The 1,694-nt window shown below is 62.9% G+C and carries 2 protein-coding genes; one reads left to right on the forward strand and one right to left on the reverse strand.

The genetic code is table 11. From position 1 onward, the window contains the following. Nucleotides 1-599 (forward strand): chromate transporter (locus OP495_RS17595; RefSeq protein WP_280571061.1); only part of this gene is annotated, 599 nt, incomplete at its 5' end. 65 nt (nucleotides 600-664) lie between these two features. Here the strand turns inward: OP495_RS17595 and OP495_RS17600 are convergent. After that, nucleotides 665-1,627, reverse strand: coding sequence for a rhodanese-related sulfurtransferase (locus OP495_RS17600; protein WP_280571062.1), 963 nt, complete (start codon nucleotides 1,625-1,627; stop codon nucleotides 665-667). Nucleotides 1,628-1,694 lie beyond the last annotated feature (67 nt).

A 1,694-nucleotide genomic window follows, 5' to 3' on the forward strand; every position in this document is an offset into this window, starting at 1 on the left:
GCCAAGTCGCTGCCACATGTTTCATCGCGTTGCTGATCGGGCTGCCTTGGCTTGCCTGGCTGTCGTCGTCCACGATCCTGGCGATGATCGACGCCTTCTACCGGGCCGGTGCTTTGGTGTTCGGGGGTGGGCATGTGGTGCTCCCGCTGCTGGAGAGCGAGGTCGTCCAGTCAGGCTGGGTGACACCCGATAGCTTCCTCGCGGGCTACGGCGCCGCCCAGGCGATTCCAGGACCGCTATTCACCTTCGCAGCGTATCTTGGCGCCGAGATAGGGACGTTGTCCGTGCCGCTGCTCGGCGCGGCATTGGCGCTCATCATGATCTTCTTGCCGGGTCTATTATTGCTGGTGGCCGTGCTGCCTTACTGGAATAGCTTCAGGCGTCTGGAACGTGCGCAGTCATTGATGCGAGGCGCGAATGCCGCGGTGGTGGGCATCCTGGGCGCTGCACTCTACCAACCGGTCTGGACCAGTGTGGTTGTCGGCTCTTCCGAGTTTGCCCTGGCATTGACGGGCTTTCTGCTGCTGAGCGTATGGAAGCTCCCGGCCTGGGCGGTCGTGGTAATCCTGGCGGCCGGGGGCGTCGTCATCACGCTGTAGGGGGTGTGAGATCGGCGCGAGCCGCCAGGGCTGTCGGCTCGCGTATCGTTCGCGGTGGGCTAGGCTTACGCTTCGTGACTCGCCTTGTCACGGCGCGGATCGCGGCCCAGCGGGTGCGGTTCGCCGCGTTGCTTGGCAAGCTCGATCTGGCGTTGACGCTCGCGGGCACTGTTGCGGGTCTTTTCCGGCAGGTTATCCCAGCAGTGTGGGCAGCTTACGCCGGGTTCGTATTTCGCGGAGGCCATGTCGTCCTTGGAGATCGGCCGGCGACAGGCGTGGCACTGTTCGAAATCGCCCTCGGCGAGATCGTGGCGTACGGTCACGCGATTGTCGAACACGAAGCATTCCCCCTGCCAGCGTGACTGTTCTTCGGGGACCTTTTCCAGATAGCTCAGAATTCCGCCCTTGAGGTGATACACCTCCTCGAAGCCCTCGTTGAGCATGAAGCTCGAGGCCTTCTCGCAGCGGATACCGCCGGTGCAGAACATTGCCACCTTCTTGTGCTTGGCGGGGTCGTAATGCGCTTTGACGTAATCCGGAAACTCGCGGAACGTCTTGGTCTGCGGGTCGATGGCGCCCTCGAACGAGCCGATTTCCACTTCGTAATCGTTGCGCGTGTCGATGACCAGCACTTCCGGGTCGGCGATGACATCGTTCCAGTCTTCGGGCTCGACATAGGTACCGGCCTGCTGGTCAGGGACGACGCCCTCCACGCCCATGGTCACGATCTCGCGCTTGAGCTTGACCTTGGTGCGATAGAACGGATGCGCATCGCAGTAGGACTCCTTGTGGTCGACCGCAGCCAGACGTGGGTCGGCCCGCAGCCACGCCAGCAAGGCGTCGATGCCCTCGCGGGTGCCGGAGACGGTACCGTTGATGCCTTCCTGGGCGAGTAGCAGCGTGCCTTTGACGTCGTGGGCGCGCATCGTTTCGAACAAAGGCTCGCGCAGGGCCTCGTAGTCGTCGAGAGTGACGAACTGATAAAGCGCCGCGACCACGATGGCCGGCGCGTCGTGCGGTTGGGTCATGTCTATCTCCTGGTAATCGTCCCCGTAAAGGACGGACCGGGTGAATCGTTGGCGAGTGCCAAGGGAG

It is taken from the genome of Chromohalobacter sp. 296-RDG (assembly GCF_029889885.1).
In the GTDB taxonomy this organism is placed as follows: Bacteria; Pseudomonadota; Gammaproteobacteria; order Pseudomonadales; family Halomonadaceae; genus Chromohalobacter.